The organism is Psychroflexus montanilacus (assembly GCF_020164535.1).
In the GTDB taxonomy this organism is placed as follows: Bacteria; Bacteroidota; Bacteroidia; order Flavobacteriales; family Flavobacteriaceae; genus Psychroflexus; species Psychroflexus montanilacus.
The window spans coordinates 1,380,741-1,402,891 of the sequence record NZ_JAIQZC010000001.1; the positions used below are offsets into that span (position 1 = coordinate 1,380,741).

At 38.1% G+C, this 22,151-nt stretch carries 17 protein-coding genes; 7 read left to right on the forward strand and 10 right to left on the reverse strand.

All coding sequences use genetic code 11. The features are described from left to right. The first annotated feature begins 3 nt into the window (after nucleotides 1–3). The 7 genes from LB454_RS06550 to LB454_RS06580 all read left to right on the forward strand — a co-directional run bounded on the left by LB454_RS06550 (nucleotide 4) and on the right by LB454_RS06580 (nucleotide 10,069). Nucleotides 4–966 carry a lysylphosphatidylglycerol synthase transmembrane domain-containing protein gene (locus tag LB454_RS06550; RefSeq protein WP_224463808.1) on the forward strand — a complete coding sequence of 321 codons (963 nt, stop codon included), beginning with the start codon at nucleotides 4–6 and terminating at the stop codon, nucleotides 964–966. A 32-nt stretch (nucleotides 967–998) separates the two neighbouring features. After that, nucleotides 999–2,144, forward strand: coding sequence for an alpha/beta hydrolase (locus LB454_RS06555; RefSeq protein ID WP_224463809.1), 1,146 nt, complete (start codon nucleotides 999–1,001; stop codon nucleotides 2,142–2,144). Between the two features lie 3 nt (nucleotides 2,145–2,147). Then, on the forward strand, nucleotides 2,148–3,509 hold the full coding sequence (gene radA / locus LB454_RS06560) for a DNA repair protein RadA (protein WP_224463810.1): 1,362 nt from the start codon (nucleotides 2,148–2,150) through the stop codon (nucleotides 3,507–3,509). Nucleotides 3,510–4,071: 562 nt separating this feature from the next. Then, nucleotides 4,072–7,590, forward strand: a complete 3,519-nt coding sequence (gene ileS / locus LB454_RS06565) for an isoleucine--tRNA ligase (protein WP_224463811.1) — start codon at nucleotides 4,072–4,074, stop codon at nucleotides 7,588–7,590. A gap of 1 nt (nucleotide 7,591) precedes the next feature. Then, nucleotides 7,592–7,978 carry a TraR/DksA family transcriptional regulator gene (locus LB454_RS06570; RefSeq protein ID WP_224463812.1) on the forward strand — a complete coding sequence of 129 codons (387 nt, stop codon included), beginning with the start codon at nucleotides 7,592–7,594 and terminating at the stop codon, nucleotides 7,976–7,978. 177 nt (nucleotides 7,979–8,155) lie between these two features. Then, nucleotides 8,156–8,689: a hypothetical protein gene (locus LB454_RS06575; RefSeq protein ID WP_224463813.1), complete on the forward strand. Its 534-nt coding sequence runs from the start codon at nucleotides 8,156–8,158 to the stop codon at nucleotides 8,687–8,689. 447 nt (nucleotides 8,690–9,136) lie between these two features. After that, complete coding sequence (locus tag LB454_RS06580) at nucleotides 9,137–10,069, forward strand: class I SAM-dependent methyltransferase (protein ID WP_224463814.1); 933 nt, start codon at nucleotides 9,137–9,139, stop codon at nucleotides 10,067–10,069. 14 nt (nucleotides 10,070–10,083) lie between these two features. Here LB454_RS06580 and LB454_RS06585 read toward each other — a convergent pair whose 3' ends face one another. The 10 genes from LB454_RS06585 to LB454_RS06630 form a co-directional block, all read right to left on the reverse strand. Beyond that, on the reverse strand, nucleotides 10,084–10,551 hold the full coding sequence (locus tag LB454_RS06585; RefSeq protein ID WP_224463815.1) for a CYTH domain-containing protein: 468 nt from the start codon (nucleotides 10,549–10,551) through the stop codon (nucleotides 10,084–10,086). Further along, nucleotides 10,552–10,944, reverse strand: coding sequence for an HIT family protein (locus tag LB454_RS06590; RefSeq protein WP_224463816.1), 393 nt, complete (start codon nucleotides 10,942–10,944; stop codon nucleotides 10,552–10,554). It abuts the gene before it with no gap. Between the two features lie 11 nt (nucleotides 10,945–10,955). Then, entirely contained in the window at nucleotides 10,956–12,758 is a 1,803-nt protein-coding gene (locus tag LB454_RS06595) for a GNAT family N-acyltransferase (RefSeq protein ID WP_224463817.1), read from the reverse strand. Between the two features lie 87 nt (nucleotides 12,759–12,845). Continuing rightward, a complete protein-coding gene (gene mscL / locus LB454_RS06600; RefSeq protein ID WP_224463818.1) occupies nucleotides 12,846–13,268 on the reverse strand; it encodes a large-conductance mechanosensitive channel protein MscL in 423 nt (140 codons plus the stop codon). A 26-nt stretch (nucleotides 13,269–13,294) separates the two neighbouring features. Further along, complete coding sequence (locus tag LB454_RS06605) at nucleotides 13,295–14,290, reverse strand: LacI family DNA-binding transcriptional regulator (RefSeq protein ID WP_224463819.1); 996 nt, start codon at nucleotides 14,288–14,290, stop codon at nucleotides 13,295–13,297. A 57-nt stretch (nucleotides 14,291–14,347) separates the two neighbouring features. Continuing rightward, nucleotides 14,348–15,688, reverse strand: a complete 1,341-nt coding sequence (locus LB454_RS06610; protein WP_224463820.1) for a T9SS type A sorting domain-containing protein — start codon at nucleotides 15,686–15,688, stop codon at nucleotides 14,348–14,350. Between the two features lie 222 nt (nucleotides 15,689–15,910). Beyond that, nucleotides 15,911–16,828 (reverse strand): glycoside hydrolase family 17 protein, encoded by a 918-nt coding sequence (locus LB454_RS06615; protein ID WP_224463821.1) that lies wholly within the window; start codon nucleotides 16,826–16,828, stop codon nucleotides 15,911–15,913. A 3-nt stretch (nucleotides 16,829–16,831) separates the two neighbouring features. Next, nucleotides 16,832–19,330 (reverse strand): MFS transporter, encoded by a 2,499-nt coding sequence (locus LB454_RS06620; protein WP_224463822.1) that lies wholly within the window; start codon nucleotides 19,328–19,330, stop codon nucleotides 16,832–16,834. An 11-nt stretch (nucleotides 19,331–19,341) separates the two neighbouring features. After that, nucleotides 19,342–20,838 (reverse strand): glycoside hydrolase family 30 protein, encoded by a 1,497-nt coding sequence (locus LB454_RS06625; RefSeq protein ID WP_224463823.1) that lies wholly within the window; start codon nucleotides 20,836–20,838, stop codon nucleotides 19,342–19,344. Between the two features lie 23 nt (nucleotides 20,839–20,861). Further along, the gene (locus tag LB454_RS06630; protein ID WP_224463824.1) at nucleotides 20,862–22,145 is read right to left on the reverse strand and encodes a glycoside hydrolase family 17 protein; all 1,284 of its coding nucleotides are present in this window, start codon (nucleotides 22,143–22,145) and stop codon (nucleotides 20,862–20,864) included. Nucleotides 22,146–22,151 lie beyond the last annotated feature (6 nt).

Here is a 22,151-nt window from a genome sequence, read left to right on the forward strand (position 1 = left end):
CTGATGAAAAAAGCCATTAAAAAATGGGTGAAGACTCTTGGTCCAATGGCTTTAGGTATTTTCTTCATTTGGTATTCATTATCTAAATTCTCCTCAGAAGAACTAGATCAACTTTGGCTCAATATTAAAAATGTAGATTTAGTTTGGGTGATTTTTTCTTTTTCCATGGGCTTTGTTTCACATTTATCCAGAGCATACAGATGGAAATTCCTGCTGGAACCAGTTCAAATTTTTCCAAAATTTCACAACTGCTTTTTCTCGTTGATGCTTGGTTATTTAGCAAATCTAGGGATCCCAAGATCTGGGGAAGTACTGAGAGGAGCTACTCTTGCAACTTACGAGAATGTAAAATTTGAAAAAACCTTTGGTACCATTATTACAGAACGCCTTGTGGACTTGATTATGCTTCTTTCTATAGTAGGCTTTGCCTCCCTTTCTCAGAGCGAAAAGATTTTTAAATTTTTTAAAGAGCAGGATATCAATCCATTTTTTGGTGGTTTGATTATTGTATCACTTATCTTATCCCTTATTATAGGCTTAAGAATTATTAAGCATAGTAAGATTCCACTTTTTAAAAAAATAAGAGGATTTATCGAAGAACTTTTCAAGGGAATGAAAAGTGTATTTTCCATGAAGAAAAAAGCTTATTTTTTACTTCATACCTTCATCATTTGGGGGTTGTACGTGGGCATGTTCTACGTTCTTAAATTTGCATTTCCAAACACTCAAGAACTTGGACTAGAAGCCACACTTGTAGCTTTTATCTTTGGAGCCTTTGCCATGTCAGTAACCAACGGCGGCATTGGCCTCTACCCTATAGCCATAGGACTAGCCTTCAATGCTTTCGATGTTTCTTCGGCAACTGGAGAAGCTTTCGGCTGGGTCATGTGGGGAACTCAAACAGGTTTAGTCATTATCTTGGGCGGCCTATCCTTCTTGGTTTTACCTCTATTAAACAGAAGATAATTTTAGTACATTAGCGGTTTAAACCACTTAATATGAGACTAATCCTACTTTCCCTTTTTTGTTTTTTTATCTTTAACCCATCTTGTTTTTCTCAAACAGAATACATAGAAGTGAATTCTTCGATTTTAAAGGAAACACGACGAATCAAAATTCAACTTCCAAGAAATTACAATTCAAACCAAAAGGAATACCCGGTAATTATTGTATTGGATGGAGATTATATGTTTGAGCCGTTTGCTGGAAATGTTGATTATCTGAGTTATTGGGAGATTATTCCAGAATCTATTGTGGTAGGGATCAATCAAACTGGCCACAGAGATAAAGACGGTAACATTGATCCAGAAGATGAATTGCCAGCTACCACAGGTGCGGATTTCTTTGAATTTATTGGTTATGAGGTGCTAAAGTACATCGATGACAATTACAGAACTACACCTTTTTCAATAATCGCAGGACTGGATTATATGGCTAATTTTTCAAACTTCTATATCCTAAAGGAAAATCCACTTTTTACAGGCTACATCAATTTAAGTCCTGATGTTACCCCTAAATTACCAGAGCGGATAAAAAAGAAACTGGACAAAATAGATCAAAAAATCTGGTATTACCTGGCCACTTCAGAACACGATGTGCCAAGCCTTAAGACAAAGGCCAAAACTTTAAACTCCCATTTATCCATTTGCAATAATCCTAATTTTAATTATCAATACAGAGTTTTTGAGGATGCGGACCATTATAGTTTTGTCGCAGATGCAATCCCCGATGCTTTGCTTTCTATTTTTTCGACCTACGGCCCTATTTCAGATTACGAATATGAATCTAAATACTTAAATGCTAGTTCGCCTAGTAATGTTCTGGAAGATAAATATTTAACGATTCAGGAATTGTATGCTATCAAAGTTCCAATACGTACGGCAGATTTCCTTAAAACAGCTGATGCTATTGAAGAAAAGGAATTATGGGAAGATTATCAAAACTTGAGTAAGCTGGCCAGAAAAGAAAAGTCTGGAACTGTTTTGTATAACTACTTTCAAGGCCGATATTTCGAGAAAAATGGTCAGCCCAAGCGCGCTATTAAAGAATACCAGTCTGCCTATGGGCTTGAAAGCGCAGGCTATCTCAACAGCGATGTGCTACTTGGGAAAGCCGATGAACTCAAAAGAACCTACGGATACTAAACTATGGCTAAAACCAAAACAACCTTTTTCTGTCAGAATTGTGGCGCTCAATACGCCAAGTGGCAGGGACAATGCAATGCCTGTAAAGAATGGAACACCCTGGTAGAGGAAGTCATAGACTCCAAACCAGAAAAAACCTGGAAACCTGCCAGTTCTTCTGCGCCCAAACGCATTTCAAAACCCCAACGCATCAATGACATCAAGATTGGGAAAGAAATAAGAATCCCCACCTCCAACCAGGAATTCAATCGTGTGCTGGGAGGAGGCATCGTCCCTGGTAGCATCACTTTACTAGGTGGCGAACCAGGTGTGGGAAAAAGCACACTACTGCTTCAGTTATCCTTGAGTTTCAAACAAAAAGTCCTTTACGTCTCTGGCGAAGAAAGTCAGCAGCAAATCAAAATGCGGGCCGAACGCATCCAGAATGAAGACTCCAACTGTTACATACTTTCTGAAACTAAAACTCAGCTGATTTTCTCTCAAATCGAAGCCATAGAGCCGGAAATCTTGATTATAGACTCCATACAAACGCTTCATACTGACTATGTTGACAGTTCTCCGGGAAGTGTTTCGCAGATTCGGGAATGCACTTCAGAACTCATCAAATACGCCAAAGAAACCAATGTTCCCATTATCCTCATCGGTCACATCAACAAAGAAGGGAGCATCGCTGGTCCTAAGGTTCTGGAACACATGGTGGACACGGTTCTTCAGTTTGAAGGTGACAAAAACTATGCGTACAGAATCTTAAGAGCACACAAAAACAGATTTGGTTCTACGCACGAACTCGGCATCTACGAAATGCAGGCAGGCGGATTAATTGAGGTCTCCAATCCCTCAGACTTGCTGATTTCCAAAACGGATACTCACTTAAGCGGCACTGCCATCGCCGCCACTCTGGAAGGCATGCGCCCTATGATGATCGAGATTCAGGCCCTGGTAAGTTCTGCGGTTTACGGGACGCCTCAGCGTTCTGCCACAGGCTATAACCTCAAGCGACTCAACATGGTTTTGGCGGTTTTGGAGAAGCGTGCAGGCTTCCGCCTTGGTGCCAAAGATGTGTTCCTCAACATCACCGGTGGCATCAGTATAGACGATCCTGCCATAGATTTGGCGGTCGTCGCAGCGATTTTATCGTCCAGCGAAGACGTTTCCATTTCCAAAGACATTTGCTTTGCCGCCGAGGTAGGTCTGGCTGGCGAAATTCGTCCCGTCACTCGAGTGGAACAACGGGTGACGGAAGCTGAAAAATTAGGCTTTGCTTCGATTCTTATTTCCAAACAAAGCAAACTCCCAAGAAACGATTACAAAATTAATGTGATTCGCGTTGCCAAAATCGAAGACGTAGTGGATGCGCTCTTTTAGGGTTTAAATTGAATTTGTTTGCGTTGTCTTTTAAGCTTTGCGATACATTGCTTTGCGTTATGAGTTAGCTTAATGCGCAGGGGCTGGTTTTGAGATACAACTGAAGATTTTAAGGAAGACTAAATTCTAGAGCTTTAAACGCGTTTTAAGACAGTACCAATCCGTATAAAGTTTGAAGTTGACTACTTAATTAAGTACATACCCACAGTCCCCAAAGCATTGGGGACTGTGGGGTCTAGTATAGAGTATTAAAATAAATTTCAAAACATAAAAACTACCTAACTCTGGCTTAGGGATTGCAGTGGAAATCCTACACCCCTTCCCCCAATGCCTTGGGGGAAGGGGGTAGATTGCAACGAAAAGCCCGACCCTTCCCGATTACTATCGGGATTAGGGGTAAGCCCCAAAGTAACACTTTTAAAATGTACTCGCTCAAAAAGTGAATATGAGAATTACATCTCCTCTGGTAATTTAACGCTAAGTTCATTTCAGATTTTCACAAGACTGAGGGTCAATTTGGAATAAATCCTTATTTTCGCAAATCATTTGAAAAATAGCAAAAATGAGCAACAAATTTCCTGAGTATAAAGGACTTGACCTTCCAAAAGTCGCAGAAGACATCATGACATTTTGGGATGAAAATGCCATTTTCGATAAAAGTATAGATGAGCGCGAAGGCGCAGAACCTTTCATCTTCTTCGAAGGTCCTCCATCTGCCAATGGTATGCCTGGTATCCACCATGTTATGGCCAGAAGCATCAAGGATATTTTTTGCCGTTACAAAACACAAAAAGGATTTCAAGTCAAACGTAAAGCAGGCTGGGACACTCATGGCTTGCCTGTGGAGCTCAAAGTAGAGAAAGAACTCGGCATTTCTAAAGAAGATATAGGCACCAAAATTTCTGTAGAGGATTACAACAATGCCTGTAAAGAAGCCGTCATGCGTTACACCGATGTGTGGAACGACCTGACCAAAAAGATTGGCTACTGGGTCGATATGGAAAACCCATATGTTACTTATAAGTCCAAATACATGGAGACGGTTTGGTGGTTACTTTCTGAAATTTATAAGAAAGGCTTGATTTACAAAGGCTACACCATTCAGCCGTATTCTCCAAAAGCAGGAACTGGATTGAGTTCTCATGAACTCAACCAACCCGGAACTTACCAGGATGTATCGGACACAACAGTCACTGCTCAGTTTAAAGCCATCAAAGAGACCTTACCGGAAAACCTTCAAAAGATAGAGGGAGATATTTTCTTTCTGGCCTGGACTACCACACCCTGGACCTTACCTAGTAACACTGCATTAACTGTTGGTAAAAAAATTGACTATGTAGTGGTTAAAACGTTCAATCAATATACTTTCGAGCCTATCAATGTAATATTTGCTAAGAACTTAGTTAAAAATCTTTTAGGTAAAAAATATTTTGAAAGTGAAGATTTGTATGAATTTCTTGTTGATTCAAATACGATCCCTAAAAAGACAAAGGATAATGAACATATATATGATATTCTTAAGTCGGTTACGAAAGATTCTGGTAATCTAGATCAACTAACAGATACAATTGACTTAGTTAACTCACTTAAGAAACTGCCTTATACAATTGTTGCTGAAATTAAAGGAGAAAGTCTTATCGAAGCTCGATACGAGCAGTTGATGCCTTTTGCACAACCTTACCACACTCCGGAAAATGCCTTTAGAGTCATTGCCGGAGATTTTGTGACTACAGAAGACGGAACTGGAATCGTGCACACCGCGCCAACTTTTGGTGCAGATGATGCTATGGTTTGTAAACAGGCTCAGCCTGAAGTTCCGGGACTTCTGGTGAAAGACGACAATGACAACTTGGTTCCTCTTGTGGATCTAAAAGGGAAATTCCGTTCTGAAGCTGGCCATCTTGCTGGCAAATACGTTAAAAACGAATATTACGAAGAAGGCGAAGCTCCAGAAAAATCGGTAGATGTGGAGATTGCCATTCAGCTGAAGGAAGAAAACAGAGCCTTTCTGGTTGAAAAATACGTCCACTCCTACCCCAATTGCTGGAGAACGGATAAACCAATTTTATATTATCCTTTGGATTCCTGGTTTATCAAAGTGACTGACTTCAAAGACAGAATGCACGAGCTTAACAAAACCATCAACTGGAAACCTGCTGCCACAGGAGAAGGTCGTTTTGGCAACTGGTTGGCTAATGCCAACGACTGGAACTTATCCAGATCGCGTTACTGGGGAATTCCATTGCCTATCTGGAGAACGGAAGATGGTAAAGAAGAAATCATCATTGGTTCTGTAAAAGAACTCAAAGAAGAAATCCAAAAAGCAGTAAACGCTGGGGTGATGGACAAAGATCCATTTGAAGGCTTTGAGGTGGATAATTACAGCGAAGACAACTACGACAAAGTAGATTTACATAAAAACACAGTCGATCAGATTACTTTGGTTTCCGCTTCAGGTCAACCCATGAAGCGCGAAGCAGATTTGATCGATGTATGGTTCGATTCAGGCTCTATGCCTTATGCCCAATGGCATTATCCTTTTGAAAACAAAGAAAAAGTAGAAAATACCTGGAGGTCTGCCGACTTTATTGCAGAAGGTGTGGATCAAACCAGAGGCTGGTTTTACACCCTTCATGCTATCGGCACGATGATTTTTGATGATGTGGCCTACAAAAATGTCGTCTCCAACGGATTAGTTTTGGATAAAAACGGACAGAAAATGTCCAAACGTTTAGGTAACGCCGCCGATCCGTTTGAAACTTTGAAAACCTACGGTCCCGATGCGACGCGCTGGTATATGATTTCCAATGCCAATCCCTGGGACAACTTAAAGTTTGATCTGGAAGGTATTGGAGAAGTGCAAAGAAAATTCTTCGGAACGCTTTACAATACGTATTCGTTCTTTTCCATGTATGCGAATCTGGATCAATTTCAGTATAAAGAAGAAGACATTGAAAGGGAAAAGCTACCAGAGATAGATCGCTGGATACTTTCAGAACTGAATACGCTTATTCAAACCGTAGATGATTATTACGCCAACTACGAACCTACAAAGGCAACGCGAGCCATTTCAGAATTTGTTCAGGAAAACATGAGTAACTGGTACGTTCGCCTCAGCAGAAGAAGGTTCTGGAAAGGCGAGTACAAAACCGATAAGATTTCGGCTTACCAAACCTTATTCACGTGTTTGAAAACAATCGCACAACTTTCTGCACCAGTGGCGCCATTTTTCTCTGACCAACTCTACAAAGATTTAACATCAACATGTGCTAGGGAACATAAAGAGAGCGTACATTTGGCCGATTTTCCAAAGCAAAATCCTGAGTTAATTGATAAGGATTTGGAACACAAAATGCAGATGGCACAAAGTATATCCTCTTTAGCTTTATCCTTAAGAAAAAAGGAAATGATCAAAGTGAGACAGCCTTTAGAACGCATCATGATTCCTGTTTTGGATCCGAACATAAAAGAGCAAATCGCTGAAGTTTCAGACTTGATCAAGTCAGAAATTAATGTCAAGACCATTGAGTTTATAGACGACACTTCAGGAATCCTGGTCAAGGACATCAAGCCCAACTTCAAGGTTTTAGGCCCTCGTTTTGGAAAAGATATGAAGCATGTGGCGCAGGCCATACAGAAGATGGATTCGAAAGCTATTGCGGAATTAGAAAAAAATAAAAGTATTGAATTGCAGATTAATGCAGAAGCAACAAGCATTAGCCTGGAAGAAGTAGAGATTAGTTCACAAGATATTGAGGGCTGGCTAGTTGCCAGTGGTAATGGACTCACTGTTGCTCTGGATGTGACGCTGAATGATGAATTGGTCAACGAAGGCATCGCCAGAGAATTGGTCAATAGAATTCAAAACTTGAGAAAAGACTCAGGACTGGAAGTAACCGATAGAATTAACATCCAACTCAAAGAAAGTGGCAAAGTTTCTGATGCAGTTCATCAGAATCTAGACTATATAAAAACTGAAACACTAACCGATAATATTAATTTAACTCCAAACGTAAAAGACGGATTACAGATAGAATTTGATGATGTAAGTACCGTTTTAGCAATTGAAAAACAAAAGTAAAATGGCAGAACAAACTACAAATAAAGAGCGCTATTCTGATCAAGATCTTGCAGAATTTAAAAAGCTGATTTTAGAAAAAATCGAAAAAGCAAAGAAGCAATTAGAGCTTTATGAAGACGCTTACAGGAATGGCAGCAGCAACGATACAGAAGACACTGCACCCACCTTCAAGTCTTTCGACGATGGAAGTAACACCTTGAGTAAAGAAGCTAACTCACAACTAGCCATTAGACAGGGGAAATTTATCCGTGATCTTCAAAATGCTTTAATCCGTATTGAAAATAAAACTTATGGTATTTGTCGTGAAACAGGAAAATTGATTCGTAAAGAGCGATTGATTTTAGTACCTCATGCAACTCTTAGCATAGAAGCAAAAAATAAACAGTAAAGATTCAAAAAACTCCCTGATAGGGAGTTTTTTATTTTCAATTAGTCTTAACGAGATAGTAAATAGGAGGGTTTATAAGTTTTATTAAATATCTGTGTTCAATTTCAAGATGAGATAAAATATTGTGAGATTAAGTTACTTTATTCATGTATCTTATAGTTTGTCTAAATCAAAACAATGAATTCCAATCACAAAAACAGAATGAAATTTTTCAACCACGGAATTACTAGCTTTTCAATTCCTTCTCATAAATACAACAAAGCAAAATTGATATTTTCAGCAGCTCTGCTTTTTTCGATTATGATTGCTTGTAATTCTAATGAAAAAAATAGAACGATTACTAAAGACATCAACAGAGAAGCAAATGAAGTCATCAGTAAATCAAAAGACTATGGTTCTGAACGCTGGGATGATTTGAATGGTAACATTCATGAATTCGAAAGACACCTTGAAGTGACCACCAAAGAAGCAGAATTAATGTACAAGAATCTTAGCGGCGAACTTCAAAATCAATACGAAGCTCAAAAAAAGAAATTAGCTGAGAAAAAATCGGAACTTGACAAAACGCTTAAAGGATATCAAGAAGCTTCAGGAGAAAAGAGACAGGAGTTAAGGTCTGAAGTCTTGAAACTAAAAGTTGAGTTGTATAAAAATATCTCAACCTTCGAAGAAGAAATGTGGGAAAGCAAAAAACAAGCTCTAAGCAACTAAATCGTCTGAGTTCATTGATGATTGAATAAATAAAAACAAAGGAAGTCCTTAAAGAAAATAAAAGACCTAAGGCAACTATTGATGAACTAGCCGCTGAAGCATTCAATTTGAAATTGATGTTATGCTTAGATGCATTTAAGTCCAAAATAAAATCTGTTCATAATAGCTTTCGCTTGGAAGTAAAGAATGATTTAGTTTCCATATTAATATCTGAATAATTTATTTAGCAGATGTCATTGATATAGTATCAAAACAACACTTAATAATAAGCTGGCTACTGGAAAAATTAGATTAAAATCAACTTTCCTTTAGTTCATTTTACATCAAAAAGTCAAAGCTTTAAAAATTAATTTGTCTACTTCTTATCTGTTATACACAATGCTTTATAAGTGGAATTTACAAACTGTTTAAATCTATACAGAATAGTATTAGATTAAGTTTGTGCTCATGAGAAAAATTGAAAACTGTCCCGTTTGCAGTTCAGAAAAAGTACAACATTTTATATCTACTTCTGCGCAAATGCATTCCGATAAGCAGGTTTTTAAGTTTGACCAATGCACAGATTGCGAATTTGTCTTTTTAAACCCAAAAGTCTCGCCGGAGCAGCTTAAGAATTACTATACAAAATATTATTTGCCTTATCGGGGTGCAGAAGCATGGGGTAAATATGGAAAATTAGTAAATAACAGTCTCAGGAAGCTTGATTTAAGAAAATTGAAATTTGTAAATAGTGTCCAAAAACTCAACTCTTCATCTTTACTGCTGGATGTGGGCTGTGGTCAACCCAGTTTTTTGAAACTAAGTAAAGAGAAATACAACTGTCAAACTTTAGGAATTGATTTCTCCAATGAAGGCTGGAGCAACCAAAACCATAAATACCAAAATATAGAATTACAGATCGGTGAAGTTCGGGATTTATCTGAAAAATTAAGACCGGATATCATCACTATGTGGCACTATTTGGAACACGATTATTTTCCTTTGGAAAACCTGAGTTATCTAAAGTCCATCTCAAAATCTTCTACAAAGCTGATCATTGAAGTTCCCAATTTTGACTCGTCAAGTAGAAAAAAATTCAGAAAGCACTGGGCCGGCTGGCACACTCCCAGACATACGTCCTTGTTTTCGCCAAATAATCTAGAGATAATGCTCAACAAAAGTGGATGGAAAGTGGAACAAAGTTTCAGCTATGGAACTATGGATCCTTACCTCATAGAGTGGATGAGTAAAATGGAAGAAAAAGGGATCGAATGGGATAAAAACATGGAGAATGAGATTATACCTTTCATCATAGGAATGCTTGCTTTTCTTCCAAAACGACTTTTGGAAAAGAAATTATCACTTGGGATTATGACAATAGTAGCAAGTCCAGACGCATAATTTCATGAATGCATTTACCATTTTGAATAAGGCTGCTTGGATAGCATGGAGTTGTAGTATTTTACATCTCCTGTCACCTCCTCCCCAAGCCAGTCTGGCTTTTCAAACTCTTCATCTTCTGAAGTTAATTCCACTTCGGCTATAGTTAAGCCTTGATTTTCCTCATGAAACTCATCGACTTCAAAAATGTGTCTTCCTAGGTTGATGTAAAATCGGGTTTTTTCAATTTGACCAGGCTCGCAAAGCTGAAGTAAGGCTTTAGCCTCATCTAGGGCAATTTCTTTTTCCCATTCAAATCTGGACAGTCCAGAACTTGAGCTTTTACCTTTCACGGTAAGAAATCCTTTTTCATCCGTAATTCGAACTCTTACCGTTCGTTCTTTGTGAGAATTCAAAAAGCCTTGAGCTATTCTCGTACGTTTAAAAGCCTGTTGTTGATAAGCTCTGGAAGTGACTAGAAATTTACGTTCGATTTCCTGCATTTACAAGTTCACCTTTTCGCTTATGGACTTAGCCAGAGCTTTAAATTCTTCTTCGGTAAACGCTTCTTTCTTTTCAAAACGCATATCGTCCATGGTTTGCAGGGGAATCAAATGAACGTGTACATGCGGAACTTCCAGGCCTACCACAGCCATACCAATGCGTTTACACTCCACGGTAGCTTCGAGCCCGTGAGCAACTTTTTTTGAAAACGCCATTAGATCCAAATAGGTCTTGTCATCAAGTTCAAAAATCTTGTTGACTTCCTTCTTCGGAATACACAGCGTGTGACCTTTAGCATTGGGATTGATATCTAAAAAGGCTAGAAATTCATCGGTTTCTGCAACTTTATAGGAAGGGATTTCCCCTGAAATGATTTTAGTGAATATCGACATATGTATATAATTTAAATTTTGTTTTGCTTTTCTAATTCAGCTTGAAACTCTTCCATCACAGGTTTTACTGTGCTTTCTGGAATATCTTCTATGCGGATATACATCAAGCCATCAACAGAATTATTAAAGAGTGGATCGACATTAAATGCTACTACTTTTGCGTTTTGCTTGATGTACTTCTTGATCAACACAGGAAGCCTCAAATTACCAGGTTCAATTTCATCAATAATTTTATCAAACTTAGTCAGATCGGCTTTAGTAGAGTCAAAAACGAAATCTTTGTCAATGTCCTTCAGCTTAACTTTAAATTCTTTTTTAGGCCTCACAAACTGAGCCATATAGGGATCGTAATAGTTGGATTTCATAAACTCGATCATCATCGATTTTGAAAAATTCGAAAATTTATTACTAATACTTACTCCTCCTATGAGGTATTTATGTTCCGGATACCTAAGGGTGCAATGCACAATTCCCTTCCAAAGTAAAAACAGAGGCATTGGTTTTTGCTGATATTCTGCAGTAATGAACGCCCTGCCCATTTCTATAGATTCACTCAAAGTTTTATGAAGTTCTGGTTCAAATCGAAATAACTCGTTGAGGTAAAATCCATCAATTCCATGCGTTTGATATATTTGGCTCCCTAGACCCATCCTGTAAGCACCAGCAATTTTATTGGCTTGGTTATCCCATAGAAACATATGTTGATAGTAGTCATCATATTTATCGAGATCCAAAGATTTATTGGTCCCTTCTCCAACGGAACGGAAAGTAATTTCTCTAAGCCTGCCTAACTCCAGGACGATATTAGGAATATGCTTTCGCTCTGCGATGAAGACTTCGTAATTGTTACTTACCAGCAACCGTCTGGAATGATCCCGACAATCTTCGACTTCCCTTTCCAAAGCTTCAGAGGCCATTTCGTCTGCAATAGACTTTGGCTGTCTTTTGATGGGAAACTTGATCTGCTTCGGAAAACTTTGTAGCAAATTCTTTTTTTCATAGGAATTAGCTAAAAAGTAAGTTTTCTGTCTAAGGAAATTGGAATACTCCGTAAGGTCTTCATAAGCATCTTGATCTTTTAGAGAAATTGAATTCCCAATTCTTACGCCTATAGGTCGATTGCTTCTCTTAAGCATTTCTCCAGGGAGTCTTGCGGTCCTCAGGTTTTCATTCAACTTGGCTAAACGGTAAAAAGAGGCAGAATTTTTGGCGTGAAAATATACTGGAATTACAGGAACTTGAACTTTTTTGATCAAGCGTATCGCTTCAGCTGACCAGAGTTTATCCACAACAGTTCTTCCCTCTAAATGTGTGGATACTTCGCCTGCAGGGAAAACCCCAAAAGGACTTCCCGACTGTATATGTGATAAAGCCTGTTTAATTCCTCCTACGCTGGACTTGGCATCTTTTCTAGTTTCAAAAGGATTGACAGGCATCACATAAGGCTTTAAGGGCACAAGGCGATGCAGCAGGAAATTGGCCACCACTTTGTAGTCTGGACGTTGTTCCAAAAGCAGTTTAAGCAAAATAAGGCCATCTATGGCTCCTAAGGGATGGTTGGATATGGTGACAAACGGCCCCGTTTTAGGGATGCGTTTCAGGTCTTTTTCTGGGATTTCAAAATGAACGTCCAGATGAAGTAAAACTGCATTAATAAATTTTACTCCTTCCAAATGCGCATACTGATCGTAGATTTCGTTCAATTCAGAAATACGTGTCGTTTGCATGATAAAGCTTCCCATGACATTACCAAGGATTCCGAACTTGGATAGGTTAAGCCCCGTGGCAATTTCAGTAGCAGTGATAAATCCCATTTCCTTTATTTAGTGAGTAAATATACTAAAGTTTAGGATTTTGTTTGAATTTGTCTATTTAATGGAGCGTTAAGTAATAGAGAAATTTTAAGACCTATTCTGCTCTTTAAGCAAATCGCGAATCTCAGCAAGCAACTGGATATTTTTAGGGGTGACTTCAGTTGGGTTGGTTTCATCTTCAGATTTAGTTCGCAATCTGTTAATAGCCTTAATTACCATAAATATGGTGATTGCAATAATGGTAAAGTCAATGGTATGTTGGATGAACAGTCCGTACTTCAAAACAATACTCGGCTTGGTTATGCCATCAATGACATAAGAGTCACGCAACACTACAGAAAGGTCTTGAAAATTAATAGTTCCCGTAAAAAAACTGAACAGTGGCATCATAAGGTCGCCAACCAATGAATTGACAATTTTACTGAAAGCAGTACCGATGATAATACCGATAGCCATATCAAACATATTGCCTTTGACGGCGAACTCTTTAAATTCTTTAATGATTTTCATTATCAAGCAATTCTATTGAAAACAAATTAGGAAATATGAATTTCAAAAGGCATTTCAAAAGTGATAGGTTTGTTTTCGGATCCTTTGTCTTCCAACCTTTGAATCAGCATATCGGCTGCTTTTTCTCCAATTTTGGAGGCTTTTTGATCAATATAATTGATTCTTGGATAGCTCAGCAAAGCACTTTTTTCATCTGAGAAGCCAATGAGCATGATATCATCCATTAACTCTGGTTTTTCTGATTTTACAATGCTTTGAAACATAAGTGAAGAGGTATTATCTGCTGAAATAACAGCATCAAACTCATGAAGGGATAAAAAAGCTTTGATTAAATCATGGGGATGCTGAGACCCTGTAAGATCAAGAACTAAATCGGGATCTGGCTCAAACCCATGATCAACTAAAGCTTTTTGATACCCGCCTTTACGAAGTAATCCTATAGATAAATCTTCGATGGTGCTAACAAAAGCTATTCTCTTTTTCTTTTTGGATATCAAAATTCGTGTAGCATCGTATGTTGATTTTTGGTCATTGATAACCACTTTATCGCAATCAATTTCTGAGGTGGTTCTGTCAAAAAGAACTAGCCCTTTTTTATTGAGATTGATCTGGTCCAAATGGACAAAGTCTTGTCTGGAAAGCGTTTCAGTAGAAAGGGAAATGATAAATCCATCCACACGACCTTGCAACATCAAGTCTACACTTTTTGCTTCTTTTTTTAATTGTTCGTGACTTACACAAATAATGGTATCGTATCCCTTCTTTGTAGCATATTCCTCTATACCGTGAAGAACTTTAGCAAAAAATGGATTGAGAATATCGGGAACAACCACACCAATAGTATTGGTTTTATTGACCTTCAATGCAAGAGCTGTCTTATTGGGTCTGTAGTTATAAAGTTCTGCAGCTTCTTTAATTCGTTTCTTGGTATCTTCACCAATATCCTTGGCATCGTGAAGTGCCTTGGATACAGTAGACACAGAAACGTTAAGTTGTTTGGCAAGTTCTTTTAAAGTGACCATAAAAAAAGCGTATGCTTGTTAATATCAAACATACGCTATTTTACTAAGTTTTAAAATTTATTCTTTTATTAATTTAATAGTTCTGGTTTGATCGGCATCATTTGAAATTTTTGCCAAATAAATACCGCTTGATAATCCATTACTATTAATTTGAGCTTCGGAAGCATTTAATTGAACCTCTTTGACTAAACGCCCAGTTACATTAAACACCTGAATAGATTTCATATTTTCAGTGGTTTGGATATTCCAAGAGCCTCTTGTAGGGTTTGGAAATGCTTTAAATTCTGCTTTGCTGAAAGTATTATTACTCAAAGGTGTATCGCTTGAGAAATAAATATTATCAAAATATACAATTTGAGAATACAAATCTGAAGACGTTCCTAGTTTATATTGAAAGAAGAATTCTTTATTAAATCCTTTATCTTCAAAAAACGATAATGGAACATCTACGCTCACCCATGTACCTAATTCTAAAGTACCATCAGCTCCAGCGAGTGTAAGTTCATAATTATATTCAGTAACTGCACCTTCATTATCAATTAGAGTAAAAATAACTTGCTCACCCATTTCTCCTGGTTCAAGCCTGTCATCCACATAATAATCAAAATGAACTCTATCGTATAGACTGATATCTGTAACCTCATCTGTACCTTGACCCCATCCAGCGATAGAGAAGTCTATTTTAATGGTTTCATTTCCAGAGATTTCTACAAAAGAAGCTTCACCAAAAGAATAGTCTGAAACCCAAGTATTAGAAAAGTTATTAGTATCATTAAAAATACTTAGAACATCAGCATCTGCTTCTGTTGGATCAGTAGCTGGAGTTTCGATATCCTCTAGTCCTTCATCCACAGATGTTTTTACTCCTGTAATGTTGTCGAAATAAAATGTTCCTTCAATTATAGGGTCTCTCCACCCATCATCTGCTGCATTTCTATTTGGAAAAAATACAACTTTAGTATAAGTTCCATCAGCTGTAGCTGTCCCGTCAGATCCTGTATCAAACGTGAAAGTCAAAGTCTCCCAACCATTTCCTGTATGATTCTGGGTATTAGCTGCAGGAGGAGCACCTTCAGTACTCTCTAATTTTACCATAGGTGAAAAAGCAACTTCAGACCAAACATCAACAGATATAGTGATATCTGAAGTTAGATCTAATGAACTGTCACTTGCCAACAGCACTTCAGCGCCTTGAAATACTTGTCCAGTTGTCGATGTTATAAGTTCAAATATATTTCCATTTCCAGCTGCTGTAGGGTCCGATATAATAGTGGCAGAACCCAAACCTTCGAAACCAGCGACTGATGGTGAAGATTCAAAATCTTCCACTACCTCTTGTTGAGAAAAGCCAATAAAGCTAATCATCAAAATCATTAAAAAACTTGTAATTCTTTTCATCATTATTAAATTTAAGGTTTATAATTAATTGTTATTCTTAAAAATAGGTATTTATTTTTACAAAATTCTCAATTTGAACACTACAAAAAATCTACAGATTAATTTTAAAATCTTTTTGTGGAAAATTTTTCAGAAACCTTGCAAACCTTTGTCTTTAGGAGGTTTATGTTATTTTCTGTATAGTTATTGTAGAGGTTTTTAGTCTATAATCTAAGCCAGTTTTTAATACTTTAGCTTTTCATCTTTATCCCATATCCCCCAATAAGCTCCAACAATCCCTTCATCTCCAACCTTCCAAGACTCATCAAAGGAGGAGAAATAGAAGTTTTCAATGCCTGCTTTCTTACACCATAATTGGGTATTAATGAAATACTTCAAAGCGTTTTCGTAGGAGGGCTCTGCTCCTCCCAAGTTTTCTCCTTTACTCGGCCAGCCTGTTTCGGTAATAATCACTTTTTTACCTCTTCCTGCATTAAGCGCCTGTCCATACATTTGCTGCATATGCGTTAATGCATATTCTTGGTGACATTTTTCCCAAAATGGATAACAGTTGGATAAAATTACATCACACATGTCTGTTAAGTCCGGGTGCACTGTAAATTCGTAGTAGGCATCTACATAACCAACTGGTATATGAGAGGGAATAGTATCTTTTACTTCTTTAATATGTTCTTTTAATTCTTCTAAAGGAATATCGTTTCTGTACAAAACTTCATTGCCAACGGCAGCAATGTCAACAAGTCCATCATTAGCCATTTTTATAAGGGCATCCAATTCTTCTCTGTTCTTTTCTTTATCGTCACTAATCCAAGCTCCGACTAATGTTTTAATTCCTAATTCTTTGGCTACTTTGGGCACAAATTCATTACCCTCAATACAAGAAAACGAACGCACCCATTTAATATGTGGTTTAAGGATTTTCATTCGCCTTCGTACTTGTTCTTCGGTAATGTTGTCGCCAGGTTCTTGTCCATCTTCGTACATACTGAAGCAAATACCATGAAACCCGTCTTTCATGATAGAATTAAATAGATCATGAAGTTCTTCTAATGGAACATCCGGAACAAAATCCAGGTTTTGTATAGAAGCTAAAAATCGTTCTTGTTGTGCTGTTACTTGTTGTTCTTTTCTATAAGACATAGTTTAATTGTATTTTAATTTTTCGTTTTTATCCCATAGTCCCCAGCGTTGTCCAACGTCGCCTTCGTGATGAATCTTCCAGGACTCATCAAACGAAGAGAAATAGAATACATCAATGTGTTTTTGGTTGGCCCAATGATTCACGTTGATAAAGTATTTCATTGCATTTGCTTTTGAGGGCTTGGCATCTTCTGTAGATTCACCATCGCTTGGCCAGCCTGTTTCAGAAATAACAACAGACTTACCGTTAGCTTGTTTTTTTACCAAATCGTACATGTATCTTAAATAAGCGGTAGCAACTTCAATATCTGCGCCTTCCCAAAATGGATAACAATTAATTAAAATGATATCGCAGGCTTTTATCAATAATGGATATTGGTCAAATATATAATAGGAATCTACATACGTCACTGGTATACCATCGGGTAGTAAATCTTTTACCTTTTGGATGAATTCTAAAATTTCAGTTTCGCTCAGTTCGTTTCTTAATAAAACTTCATTGCCTACCACTGCAATATCAACCATTCCTTCCTCTGCAAGCTTAACTAAATTATGGATTTCAGCTTCGTTTTTGGTTTTGTCGTTGCTAATCCAGGCGCCCACAACGGTTTTCAAATTGTTTTCTTTAGCAATTTTGGGAATGTATTCGTTGCCATGAGTACATGAGAACGACCTCACCCATTGAGTATAGGGCTGTATGATACGCATCCGCCTTCTGATTTGTTCTTCAGAAAGTATATCGTCCAAATCTTGACCTTCTTCATATGGACTAAAACAAATACCATGTAAACCATTCTTCAATGTTGAATTAAATAGGCTTTTGATATCTCGACTAGACTTGCTCGAGAAATCTAAATCAAACCTAGAATCTGATTGAAGATTTAATTTTTCAAAAGAATAGTTAGGATGCCCCAAATATCCACTCGTAGGTAAAACTTTTGGTTTCACACGCCTTTGCTCGAGTTCTTTTCCAATTTCTCTTACACGTTTCTCATCTAATCTATAGCTCCACATTACGAAAAACGCTAGAGCAGCAGTACCAGCAGGCACAATAATATCGGCAATCCTTAGATTGTACATAGTTTCGATAGTTTGTATATCAGCATCAGGGTTAAAACCAACGATGCTCAGTATAACTCCACTCAACACAAGCGCAATAGATTGGCCCAGCTTCACCATCAACCAGTAAATCGCTCCAAAAGTACCTTCCTTTCGAGGTAAGCCATTTTCCAATTCGTCTAAGTCACAAACATCTGCTGTCATGGACATCATCAAGGTAAATAATCCACCCATACCAAAAGCAAAAAGTGGAATGGGTAAGAAGATAAGCCATGGCACTCCGTCCTCAACATTGATGGTAAACCAACTCGCCCCTATACTATTTAAATAAGGATTAAGATAGTTGAAAACGACACCTAGACCTTCAGTAAGGTTTTGTCCTAAAGCTGTTTCATTGAATTGTGCATTCAATTCTACATCAAACCCCCACCATTTTAGAACATAACCAACAATGGATAAAAAAGTAGATAGCAAGAAGGCATTTCGTTTACCTATTCTAGTGGCTATTTTAGAAATGATAGGAATGACGATAAAGGCAGTAATGATAGCATTAATAGTATTGAACCAAGCCGGCCAGGTTCCTGCCATTTCGTAACTGCCATTGTACATATAAAACACAATGATAAATACCCCAAAAGCAGCCACAAGCTGAAAGCCATTAAAGACCAAAAACGTAGCTCCACAAAGCTTCATAAAGGGTTTGTTTTTAGAAACTTGTACAATCCCTTCTTTAAGCTTTTTTAAATTTTTAGCTAAAGTTTTAAAACTTATCCTTTCCCTATCTTCCATATTTCCAGCATCCATCCCTTTACAGAATAAGGCTGGTAACACGCCGAAAACAATGGTCATCGCACCTACAATAAACGCCATGGTTCTTACTCCTTCAGGCTTCGTACTAAAGGTTTCGGAATCTGGAATAATCACATAAAGCCAAGGAACAATCATCCATGCTATTTGTCCCATGGTATTGGAAAAAGCCATCAGCCTCGTACGCTCATGATAATCGGGAGTCATTTCATATCCCAAACCCACAAGTGGGGTCGCAAACATAGTATTGCCAATTAAAAACAAAAGCTGAAGAATCATCACATGCCAAATGATATACGTCTGCGATGCATTATCATCCAGTTGCCACATCAAAAAGAATAGGATACCACTTAAAATAGAGCCGAAAAATATATAAGGTCGTCTCCGTCCCCATTTGGATTTTGTATTATCGGTGATAAAACCCATAATAGGGTCTGTAAAGGCATCGAAGATTCTAGGTAACCCGCCTAGTAAACCGGCCCATAAAGGATCTACACCCCATGCCGTGAGTAAAAAAAACTGAATAAAAACGCCTAAAGTACCTGGCAGCACATTCAAAATAAAATGCCCAGCACCAAAGGCAGCCTTTTGACCTACTGGTACTTTAAAATCTTTTGGAGTTTTTACTTCAGACATAAAACAGAGGTTTAGTTAAGTGTAATCGTTTGGATCGCTTGCGGACTTATAGAAATCGTTTTAGAAACCTCATCCAAATTCAGGGCGAATACTTTTTCTTCTTCTGATGGATTAAAGACAATTACGACATGACTTCCATCTGGATTGGTAGCCGCACTTACTTGTAAGTCTTCATCGGTCGATTCAAAATCGATGCGCTTGGCACCTGGCCGTATAAATTTACTGAAATGTGCCATGGTATAATACAGCGGTGTAAAGTACACCTCATCTTGTTCCGGATCCACAATAACGGGCGCTACACACCAGTTTTCAAACCAGTTGGGACCACCCTGACGATCTAGAACCATATTCCAGTCTACCCAACCATCTACCCAGTTGTTCATGCAGCCTATAATATCTCTTGCATAACGATAGACAGGACGGTATTTTGGGTGTAAATGCTTTTGGTCTTCGGGCGCCCAATCCCAACCCCAGTCGGTCGCTTCTTTTTGCCAGTACCAATCGTCGTCCTGCCATTTTGGAACTTCTGCATCTACACAAGCTTCGGTTTGAATCAGGTATTGATCTGGAGCTTTTTCGTGAGCATACTGAAGGTCATCTTCAAAAATCTTGAACGTGCTTTCATACCAATGAATAGCAGTACCATCATAATATTTAGCATTTTCTTTATTTTTATACATCACATCCACCCATTCTTTGATACCTGCCCTGTTTTGGTCGTAACCTAAAATTTTTAAATCCGCTTTGCCGTCTTTTTCCAGTTGTGGACCAAGATGATCTCTTACAAATTCAGTCATTTGCTCTGGGGTGTAGTGCATACTTTCCCAATTATCACCGTTCCCGTGAGGTTCATTTTCAACCGTAAAACCCCAAATATCTATGCCTTCAGCTTTATATGCATCTGCGTATTTAGAAAAGAACAATGCCCAGGTGTCATAGTATTCTGGTTTCAACTCACCACCTACCCAATCGTTGTTGGTTTTCATCCATGGCGGAGCCGTCCAAGGCGATGAAATAATATTAAAGCCTTCAGACGAAGCTGCCATGGCGTCTTTAATCATCGGAATGATATCATCTTTATCTTCTTCAATACTGAAATTTTTCAAAAGCGTATCCCCTTCCACTGGCGCGTAGGAGTACTGCCCCAGCGAAAAGTCACTAGAATTCATGTGCGTTCTCGTTAAAGAATATCGAGCACCACTATCTGCAAAATACGCATCAATAATTTTCTGACGATTCTCCGCTCCTAACTGATTCAAAAGGTAAGCAGAAGACTCTGTAAAAGATCCGCCAAAACCCGTAAACGTCTGAAAGGTTTTCTTAGGGTTTAATGTGATTTTAGACGTTGGTTTTGCTGAACTAAAACTATCCAATGTAGTAAGTTGATTGCCACTTCTAGAGGTTTCAACCACTTCAACTTCAGTTTCCTTTTCAGTTTGCTTTTCAGCACAGGAACTAAAAATCATAAGGACAATTAGGTTTGCGATTAAAATTTTTAAAGACTTCATAAAATTTAGTTTTCATAATTAGCTTAATGATTGAGCATAATTTCTTTTTTTACCGGAGGCATGTCTACATCCAGCAGGAGGTCTTCCAACTTACCTTCGTAGGTCTTGGTGATTTTATTTTTGCCACGCTTTAAGCCTTTAAAGGTGCCTTTATCAACATCTTCCCAAAGCACGTATTTGGCTTTGCCCTCTACAGTAAATAAGCCAAAGAAGTTTTCGGAACCATTAGGGTATTGTGCATCCTTCCAGGGTTCATCAAAAGCTTCAAAATAGAAACATTTGACTTTATTTTCGGTGGCCCATGCTCTCATTTTGTGGTAATAAAGGGCTTGTTTGTATTCATCTGTAGCCCTTGAACCTTCGGGACCGTAGTGTCTGTCAGAAAAACTAGCCCAGCCCGTCTCGCCTATATGAATTGGCTTGTCGACTCCTAAAGTTTTCATATAACTTGCCACACTATCGTATTGAGAAATTGCATAACTCAAAGCACGGTTCATGGCTTTGTCTATTTTTTTGGTGTTACTAAGGTTCTTTTCCTTATGTAGAACTCCCCAAAAAATTGGGTTATAATGCGTATCATGCATAGGATAGGTGTGTATGGAGAGGTAGTCTACACTTTTAACCAGCTCCTCAAGTTCTGGCGTATGATATTGGCTTTCTCCACCCCCCCAGGAAGCGAAGTTATCGGAGCTGGTAATCCAAAGGTCTTTATCTAATTTCCCATCTTTCTTCAAATCCTGGAGATGGTTGACCCACTTTAAAATAATATGAGGCTGAACGAAATAGGCGGTTGCCCACTTTACCATGGCTTCATTACCCACTGCAATAATTTTGACAATATCCGGATATTCATTGGCAAGTTCTACCGCCCGTTTTATTTCGGAGGCATTATACTCACTTTCTTCATTGTGATTTAAAGGTAGCTCGGTCCAGGCATTTTTACAATCTATCCATGCCCCGAGCATCACATACATTTCAAATTCTGCATCTTCTTCTTTAAGTTGTTTTATGGCTTCTAAAACGTTTGCAGCATGAGGCAAGCGAACATTATATGTCCTCAAAACTTTGATATCCATAGCCTGCAGAATTTTTAAGTCTTGCTTGAGCTGACTTACTTTAGGTTGTACATTTCTTGTATTTTCTCTATAACCGCCGTAAGAAATAGCCAGGTAGTCAGGATTACTCAGTAGTTCTTTTGCCGTTAAATTATGTGTATTTTGCATAGACGTTTCCTCTTTTTGAGATGGCTGGCAAGAAGCCAATAAAACAAGGCTTGTAACTAAAAGACTCTGAATTATTGACTTCATATCATT

What these genes read in the sequence shown, in the direction of transcription:
- LB454_RS06625 (WP_224463823.1), bottom strand. Translation starts at nt 20,838, where the DNA reads ATGAAGTCTTTAAAAATTTTAATCGCAAACCTAATTGTCCTTATGATT.
- LB454_RS06550 (WP_224463808.1), top strand. Translation starts at nt 4, where the DNA reads ATGAAAAAAGCCATTAAAAAATGGGTGAAGACTCTTGGTCCAATGGCT.
- LB454_RS06570 (WP_224463812.1), top strand. Translation starts at nt 7,592, where the DNA reads ATGGCAGAACAAACTACAAATAAAGAGCGCTATTCTGATCAAGATCTT.
- LB454_RS06555 (WP_224463809.1), top strand. Translation starts at nt 999, where the DNA reads ATGAGACTAATCCTACTTTCCCTTTTTTGTTTTTTTATCTTTAACCCA.
- LB454_RS06590 (WP_224463816.1), bottom strand. Translation starts at nt 10,944, where the DNA reads ATGTCGATATTCACTAAAATCATTTCAGGGGAAATCCCTTCCTATAAA.
- LB454_RS06580 (WP_224463814.1), top strand. Translation starts at nt 9,137, where the DNA reads ATGAGAAAAATTGAAAACTGTCCCGTTTGCAGTTCAGAAAAAGTACAA.
- LB454_RS06575 (WP_224463813.1), top strand. Translation starts at nt 8,156, where the DNA reads ATGAATTCCAATCACAAAAACAGAATGAAATTTTTCAACCACGGAATT.
- LB454_RS06620 (WP_224463822.1), bottom strand. Translation starts at nt 19,330, where the DNA reads ATGTCTGAAGTAAAAACTCCAAAAGATTTTAAAGTACCAGTAGGTCAA.
- LB454_RS06615 (WP_224463821.1), bottom strand. Translation starts at nt 16,828, where the DNA reads ATGTCTTATAGAAAAGAACAACAAGTAACAGCACAACAAGAACGATTT.
- LB454_RS06610 (WP_224463820.1), bottom strand. Translation starts at nt 15,688, where the DNA reads ATGAAAAGAATTACAAGTTTTTTAATGATTTTGATGATTAGCTTTATT.
- LB454_RS06585 (WP_224463815.1), bottom strand. Translation starts at nt 10,551, where the DNA reads ATGCAGGAAATCGAACGTAAATTTCTAGTCACTTCCAGAGCTTATCAA.
- radA (WP_224463810.1), top strand. Translation starts at nt 2,148, where the DNA reads ATGGCTAAAACCAAAACAACCTTTTTCTGTCAGAATTGTGGCGCTCAA.
- mscL (WP_224463818.1), bottom strand. Translation starts at nt 13,268, where the DNA reads ATGAAAATCATTAAAGAATTTAAAGAGTTCGCCGTCAAAGGCAATATG.
- LB454_RS06595 (WP_224463817.1), bottom strand. Translation starts at nt 12,758, where the DNA reads ATGGGATTTATCACTGCTACTGAAATTGCCACGGGGCTTAACCTATCC.
- LB454_RS06605 (WP_224463819.1), bottom strand. Translation starts at nt 14,290, where the DNA reads ATGGTCACTTTAAAAGAACTTGCCAAACAACTTAACGTTTCTGTGTCT.
- LB454_RS06630 (WP_224463824.1), bottom strand. Translation starts at nt 22,145, where the DNA reads ATGAAGTCAATAATTCAGAGTCTTTTAGTTACAAGCCTTGTTTTATTG.
- ileS (WP_224463811.1), top strand. Translation starts at nt 4,072, where the DNA reads ATGAGCAACAAATTTCCTGAGTATAAAGGACTTGACCTTCCAAAAGTC.